Origin of the sequence: Protofrankia coriariae, from assembly GCF_001017755.1 — a bacterium.
Classification (GTDB): domain Bacteria; phylum Actinomycetota; class Actinomycetes; order Frankiales; family Frankiaceae; genus Protofrankia; species Protofrankia coriariae.
This window is the reverse complement of record NZ_JWIO01000014.1, coordinates 43,421-50,286: the sequence shown is the minus strand read 5'-3', so window position 1 is coordinate 50,286 and position 6,866 is coordinate 43,421. Positions and strand designations below refer to the sequence as shown.

Annotated in this window: 7 protein-coding genes and 3 tRNA genes; 7 read left to right on the top strand and 3 right to left on the bottom strand. The window is 71.3% G+C overall.

What is annotated here, in order from left to right; translation table 11 throughout:
* The 7 genes from FrCorBMG51_RS10245 to FrCorBMG51_RS10220 all read left to right on the top strand — a co-directional run.
* A partial coding sequence (locus FrCorBMG51_RS10245; protein WP_162233195.1) for a hypothetical protein occupies positions 1 to 485 on the top strand: 485 nt, incomplete at its 5' end.
* Complete coding sequence (locus FrCorBMG51_RS10240) at positions 482 to 1,870, top strand: DNA cytosine methyltransferase (RefSeq protein WP_047222843.1); 1,389 nt, start codon at positions 482 to 484, stop codon at positions 1,868 to 1,870. The genes FrCorBMG51_RS10245 and FrCorBMG51_RS10240, both read left to right, overlap by 4 nt.
* On the top strand, positions 1,867 to 2,640 hold the full coding sequence (locus FrCorBMG51_RS10235) for a bifunctional DNA primase/polymerase (RefSeq protein ID WP_235433469.1): 774 nt from the start codon (positions 1,867 to 1,869) through the stop codon (positions 2,638 to 2,640). Before FrCorBMG51_RS10240 ends, FrCorBMG51_RS10235 begins: the two co-directional genes overlap by 4 nt.
* A complete protein-coding gene (locus FrCorBMG51_RS34585; protein ID WP_235433468.1) occupies positions 2,637 to 2,774 on the top strand; it encodes a hypothetical protein in 138 nt (45 codons plus the stop codon). The genes FrCorBMG51_RS10235 and FrCorBMG51_RS34585 overlap by 4 nt, the downstream gene beginning before the upstream one ends.
* Entirely contained in the window at positions 2,771 to 4,075 is a 1,305-nt protein-coding gene (locus FrCorBMG51_RS10230; protein ID WP_047222842.1) for a DUF3631 domain-containing protein, read from the top strand. The genes FrCorBMG51_RS34585 and FrCorBMG51_RS10230 overlap by 4 nt, the downstream gene beginning before the upstream one ends.
* A gap of 236 nt (positions 4,076 to 4,311) precedes the next feature.
* Complete coding sequence (locus tag FrCorBMG51_RS26605) at positions 4,312 to 4,725, top strand: helix-turn-helix domain-containing protein (protein WP_083731071.1); 414 nt, start codon at positions 4,312 to 4,314, stop codon at positions 4,723 to 4,725.
* Positions 4,722 to 5,939, top strand: a complete 1,218-nt coding sequence (locus tag FrCorBMG51_RS10220) for a site-specific integrase (RefSeq protein WP_047222841.1) — start codon at positions 4,722 to 4,724, stop codon at positions 5,937 to 5,939. Before FrCorBMG51_RS26605 ends, FrCorBMG51_RS10220 begins: the two co-directional genes overlap by 4 nt.
* Positions 5,940 to 6,027: 88 nt before the next feature.
* Here the strand turns inward: FrCorBMG51_RS10220 and FrCorBMG51_RS10215 are convergent.
* The 3 genes from FrCorBMG51_RS10215 to FrCorBMG51_RS10205 form a co-directional block, all read right to left on the bottom strand.
* A tRNA-Val gene (locus FrCorBMG51_RS10215) sits at positions 6,028 to 6,099 on the bottom strand.
* A gap of 31 nt (positions 6,100 to 6,130) precedes the next feature.
* A tRNA-Cys gene (locus FrCorBMG51_RS10210) sits at positions 6,131 to 6,202 on the bottom strand.
* A 44-nt stretch (positions 6,203 to 6,246) separates the two neighbouring features.
* Positions 6,247 to 6,319 (bottom strand) — tRNA-Gly (locus tag FrCorBMG51_RS10205).
* Between the last annotated feature and the right edge of the window lie 547 nt (positions 6,320 to 6,866).

Here is a 6,866-nt window from a genome sequence, read left to right as displayed (position 1 = left end):
CCGGCACGGCAGCCGGCGCGCTGCTCGCCCGGCGCGCCGCCGACGGCTCCTACCTGCACCCCGACGACCCCCGCCGTCACGCCCTGACCCCACCACCCACACCCACCCCCATACCCGAGCCTGACCCCGACGGCTACATGTACACGGTCACCTGCCCGCACTGCCCCGACCTGCGTACGGCCGCTGACAACCCGTTCGACGCCGGCTACCTCGCCAGCACCCACGACACCACCCACCACACCGGCACCCAGACCGCCGGCATCACCGTCACCCCCGCCGGCCCGGCACCGGTCTGCACTCCCGTTCCGGCCGGGATCACCCCGGCCACCTGCCCCCACACCGACTCCTGCGACGGGATCACCTCACCGGCCGGGCAGACCGGCACCTGGTGGCGCTGCACCGTCTGCGGCACCGACTACCCCGACCCCCATTCGGGCAGCGGCTCACACACCGACAGCCCCACCCTCTCCGGGGAGGAGTCATGAGCCGGACCGTGCTGGACCTGTTCTGCGGAGCCGGAGGAAGCAGCACGGGACTCACCGCCGCTGGACTGCGCGTGGTGATGGCCGCGAACCACTGGCCGTTGGCGGTCGACGTCCACCAGGACAACCACCCCACCACCGATCACGACTGTGTCGACATCTCCGCGGTCGATCCACGCCGCTACCCGGCCACCGACATCCTGTGGGCGTCCCCGGAATGCACCAACCACAGCGTGGCCCGCGGAGTCCGCCGGGCCACCGGCCAGGGGGTGCTGTTCGGGGACGCGCCCGACCCGGCCGCCGAACGCTCCCGCGCCACCATGTGGGACGTCGTGCGCTTCACCGAAGCCATGCTCAGCCGGGGCCGGCCCTATCACGTCGTCATCGTGGAAAACGTCGTGGACGTCGCCCGCTGGCTGTTCTGGCACCCCTGGCTCGCGGCCATGAGCACCGCCGGCTACAGCCACCAGACCGTCTATTTGAACTCCGCGTTCGCCCACGGACGGGACTACGCGGCCGCCCCGCAGTACCGCGACCGGGTGTATATCGTCTTCTGGCGGACGGGGCTACCGACCCCGAACCTCGACATCCGCCCGCCCGCCTGGTGCCCGACCTGCGCGGCACGGGTGAACGCCGTCCAGACCTGGAAACGACCCGACATCCGCTGGGGCCGCTACCGGGCCCAGTACACCTACCGGTGCCCCATCTGCCGCACCGCCGTCACCCCGTTCGCCCTGCCCGCCTCCAGCGTGATCGACTGGTCCGATCTCGGCGAACGCATCGGCGACCGGCCCCGGCCGCTGGCCGCGGCCACCCGAGAACGCATCCGCGTCGGACTCGCCCGCTACGGCCGGCCCGTCATGACCCCCGCCGGCGGCACCTGGAACGACCATGCCCGCCCGGTCGACGAACCGATGCGGGCCAAGACCACCCGAGAAACCGAGGGGATCGCGTGCCCGCCGACGGCCGAGCCGTTCCCAGCGATGCTGCGGCAGCACGTCCACCCCACCAGCGTCCGTGAGCCCCTCGTCGCCGTCGCGGCGGCCGGGACCCATCACGGGCTCGTCACAGCACCGAACGCCATCCTCACCGCCTACTACGGCAACGGAGGCTGCACCTCGGTATCCGCGCCGATACCGACACAACCCACCCGCGACCGGTTCGGGCTCGTCACCCGACAGCCCGACGCCGTCAGCGACAACGAGGTGGACGCCTGCGCGTTCCGGATGCTCACCCCCAGCGAAGTACTCGCGGCCATGGCCTTCCCCGCCACCTACCGGATGCGCGGCACCCGACGCGACCGCATCCGCATGGCCGGCAACGCCGTCACCCCACCCGCCGCACGACTCCTCGCCGAACGCCTCACCACCACCCTGGCCGCCACATGACCCGCCCGTCGGACCCGCGCCACGCCGCCGCGCTCGCCTACGCCGCCGCCGGCCGGGCCGTGTTCGTCCTCGGCCGCTCCAAACGCCCCGTGGCGAACTGCCGGGCGTGCGCGACCGCCGACCGCGGCCACGACCCGCAGGCCTGCGGCTGCCTGACCTGCCACGGCTTCTACGCCGCCACGACCGACCCCGCCCGCATCCACGCCATGCTCACCGCGATCCCCACCGGACTGCTCGCGGTCCGCACCGGCGCCCTCTCCGGCCTGGTCGTCGTCGATATCGACCCCCGCCACGGCGGCCGGCTCGACCGGGCGCTGATGACCCCGACCGCGACCGTGGCCACCGGCGGCGGGGGCTGGCACCTGTACTACCGGCACCCCGGAACCCCCGTGCCCTCCCGGCCCCTGCCCGGTCACGTCGGGATCGACATCAAGGCCGACGGCGGCTACGTCACCGCCCCACCCTCCCGCCACCCGACCACCGGNNCTCCCGCCACCCGACCACCGGCCGTCCCTACCAGTGGGCCGGCAGCCGGCCGGTCGAGGAGATGCCCCCCGCCCTGCTCACCCTCTGCCAGACCCCACCGGCCCCGCCCCACCCGTCCTCCGCCCCCGCATCCTCCGCATCCAGGCCCGTCCCGCAGCACGGGGGAGGGGGCATCTCCTACCCCGACCGGCTGCTGGCCGCACACCTCGACGCTGTTGCCCGCGCCCCCGAAGGACGCCGCCGGGTCACTCTCTACGGCGCCGCCCGCGGCATCGCCCGCATGATCACAGCCGGGGTGATCAGCCTCGAGGACGCCCACGCCGCCCTGACCACCGCCGGCCGGGCCGCCGACCAGACCGACCGCGACATCCACGCCGCGATCACCGGCGGCTTCGCCGACGAAGGGCTCACCCCATGACCCCCACCGACCCCGTCGACGGCGCGGCCATCCTCGACGCGCTACACGCCGCGCTCACCCGCTACGTCGTCCTGCCCTCACCCGCGGCCGCGGACGCCNNNCCCGCGGCCGCGGACGCCGTGGTGCTGTGGATCGCCGCCAGCCACGCCCAACCCGCCTGGGCCCACGCCCCCCGCCTCGTCATCCGCGCCCCGGAAAAACGCTGCGGGAAATCCCGCCTGCTCGACACCGTCGAAGCCACCTGCCACAACCCCCTGATCACCGTCAACGCCTCCACCGCCGCGGTGTACCGGTCGATCGACGACGACCCGCCCACCCTGCTCGTCGACGAGGCCGACACCATCTTCGGCGGGAAGAACGCCGACACCAACGAGGACCTGCGCGGCCTGCTCAACGCCGGCCACCAACGCAACCGGCCCGCGATCCGCTGGGACAACACCACCCGCCAGCTCGAACGCTGCCCCACCTTCGCGATGGCCGCGCTCGCCGGGATCGGCGCCATGCCCGACACCATCGAAGACCGCGCCGTGGTCATCCGGATGCGCAGGCGTGCCCCCGGCGAAACCGTCGCCCCTTACCGGCACCGCCGCGACCGCCCCGCCCTGCGCACCCTTGCCGACCAGCTCCACACCTGGCTACGCCCCCACCTGGCCGTCCTCGCCGACGCCACCCCCGCCATGCCGGTGGAGGACCGCGCCGCCGACACCTGGGAACCCCTCGTCGCCGTCGCGGACCTCGCCGGCGGCACCTGGCCGGCCCGCGCCCGCACCGCGGTCACCCTCATCACCGCCGAAGCCACCGACACCGGACAGACCTCGCTGCGGATCCGGCTCCTCGCCGACTGCCGTACCGCCTTCACCGGTCACACCGCCCTGTCCACCGGCTACCTGCTCGACCGGCTCAACGCCGATCCCGAAGCCCCCTGGCCGGATCTCGGCCCCACCGGCCTGACCGCCCGGCGTCTCGCGGACCTGCTGCGCGAATACGACATCCGCTCCGGCAACATCCGCTTCCCTGACGGCAGCCAGACCAAGGGCTATCTCGCAGCCGACTTCACCGACGCCTGGGCCCGCTACTGCCCTGTGGACAACCCGTCGGCCGGGGGTGGCGTCCCACCCGTCCCACCCGTCCCCGCCCAGGTCAGCGCGGGACGGATCGATCCGGTGGGACGGATAAACCGTCCCACCGGCCCGAACGGCGGCCCGCCGGCTATCTGCATCGCCTGCCGTGCCCCCCTCGACACCGACGACGGCAGCCACACCCACCCGACATGCACCGTCAGTAACACCCACACCGGCTAACGATCATCTGGGACGGATATGCCGTCCCAGCCGCGCGATCCGTCCCACCCTGACCAGCACAAACGAGCGTGGGACGGATGGGACGGCACCCCCACCGCTCCGCCATGCCCTCACTCACCGTGACCGACATGCCCGCGGCAAGACGGTCCTAATCAAGACGGCCCCGGCACGCACCGCCAAGCACCCGCCGGAGCCGCCTGCCCCCTCCAACCGAACTGGAAGAAGGCGACATCATCGTGACTGCTCCATCCGTGCCTGACCAGGCCAAGCAAGTGGTCTCTGTTTCCCGCCGCCGTGTGGTCCGTCCGGCTGCCTCGGCTCCCGCCGCAAACCGCCCGGAGACAGGCAAAGAAACACTCGCTGTCGAGGCGCTCCGCGCGGAGCTCCGGGCCGTCTTCGAGCGCCTGGACGTCTACCTTGCCGACCAGGCCCGGCACCAGGTCGCCGCCCCGCCGGCCGTGGCGTTGGTCGACCGGTTCAAGGGCCTGCCCGCCCTGATCTCGGTGGCCCGGGCCGCAGCCATCCTCGGTCTGTCCCGCGCCACCGCCTACCGCCTGGCGGAGGCGGGCGAGTTGCCTGTAGAGCGGATGGGCGGGCGGGTCTACATCGTCACAGACCGTCTGCGCGGCGCTGTCGGCGGTGGCGCATGAAGGGCAGCGTCTACAAGCGGCCGAACGGCTGGGAGTACAAGCACGACATCGGCCCCGACCCGCTGACCGGCAAGCGCCGGACGACGTCGCGCGGCGGCTTCAAGACCAAGACGGAAGCCACCAGGGCAATGCGGGAGTCCATCGCCCGTTTCGAGGAGGGCAGGCACATGGCGCCCTCCCGACGCACGGTGGAGGAATTCATCAAGGAGTGGCTGGCCGCAGTCCGGCCGTCGGTGGCGAAAGGCACGTGGGTGAAGTACCGCAACTACCTGACCCTCTACGTCGTCCCGGTGATCGGCACGACAACGCTTCAGGAACTCACCGCCCGTCGGCTGGACCTGCTCTACGGCCACCTGTTGGACGGCGGACGGCTCCACCGCCGCGGGCAGCAGGGGAGCGGCCTAGCGCCCGCCACGGTTGCTGTGGTCCATCAGACGTTGCGTCGTGCACTGGGCGATGCGGTGAAGTGGGGGTATATCCGACGCAATCCGGCGGAGGACGCACACCGGCCGCGAGTCGGCCGACGCGCGCCGACGGTGTGGACATCGGATCAGCTCCGTGTCTTCATCGACCACATCCGCGACGATCGGCTGTACGCGATGTACCTTCTTCTGATCACGACGGGCGTCCGGCGCGGCACTCTGGCCGGGCTGCGCCGGGCGGATGTCGATCTGGACTTGGGCACTATTTCGCCGAGCACGACACGGGTGGTCATCGACGGCCAGGCCGACGACGGGGAGCAGAAGACGCTGAGTGGCTACCGGCCGCTGTCCCTCGATCCACTCACGCTCGAAGCGCTACGTGCCTATATCGCGACCTGGGAGGTTGACCGAAAGACCTTCGGACATACGAACGAGCGTCTGTTCTGCTGGCCGGACGGCACCGCGATTCATCCGGACACAATCACTGACTGGTTCCAGGGCTACGCACGCACTGCCGGCCTGCCAGTGATCCGTCTCCACGACGTCCGACACAGCTATGCATCGGCCGCACTGAAGGCCGGTGTCCACCCGAAGGTGGTCAGCGAGCGTCTCGGCCACGCGAGCGTGGCGTTCACCCTGTCGTTCTACAGCCACGTGATCCCGGGCATGGACAAGGACGCGGCCGACGAGATCGCGAGCGTGATCCTCGGAACGCCGGAACCGCCCACCGCACCGGCGGTGCCTGAGTCGCCCGACGAGATGGAGGAGGGTCCGCAGGCCGAGTCCGCGTAGGCTGCGTTCGCGGATTCGTACGCACAGCGCCCCCCGTACGGACTGAGCCGTGCGGGGGGCGCTGTGAAAAGTACTGGTACCAAAGGGGTGGGCGATACTGGGATTGAACCAGTGGCCTCTACCGTGTCAAGGTAGCGCTCTCCCACTGAGCTAATCGCCCGAGTTTGTTCCGGTTTGGTGCCTTGTTACCGAGGCGGAGGCGGGAATCGAACCCGCGTACAGGGCTTTGCAGGCCCTTGCCTAAACCACTCGGCCACTCCGCCAGGGAGGCCGGGACGGGCTTGACCTCTGACCTCACACACTCTCGAGCGGACGACGGGATTCGAACCCGCGACCCTCACCTTGGCAAGGTGATGCTCTACCAGCTGAGCCACGTCCGCGTGCCCCTCGCCTCTCGGCGGGTGCAGGTAGCACTCTAGCGGACGATGTGGGGGAGCGTCGAATGACTCGCCGTCTGCTGTGTCTGTGATGTGAAGTCTCTGTGTCGTTGCCCGTCCGCTGGTGTCGGTTGCGCTTGCCGGTTGTCAAAACGTGCTGGTCGGGCCACGTGCCACGGGCCCGGACGCCGGTAGCGTGATTCGGATGGACGGCGCGACTCGGGACAGCCCGGACCGTGGCCGGCAGGCCAGGCCGGGGGGCGTCTTCATCGGTGCTGGCAGGCCGGTGACGCAGGCCTCGGGCGGGCGGATGGAGGTTCGGCGCCGCCCGCCGTGGCGGACGGGATCCTTCATGGTCGCCGGTGGTCGGCTCGCAACCGGTGTGATCGACATCACCGATGACCTGGCCGCCCTCGACCGCGGCGGCTTCTGGGCGGTCGTGGTCGACTTCGAGGGCGCGGCGCGGTGTGTGCGTTTCGCAGACGTCCGTGCCGCGCCCTCGCTGACGGCGATCGCGGGCCGGCCGTGGCACGGCCCGCCCCGCGACGGG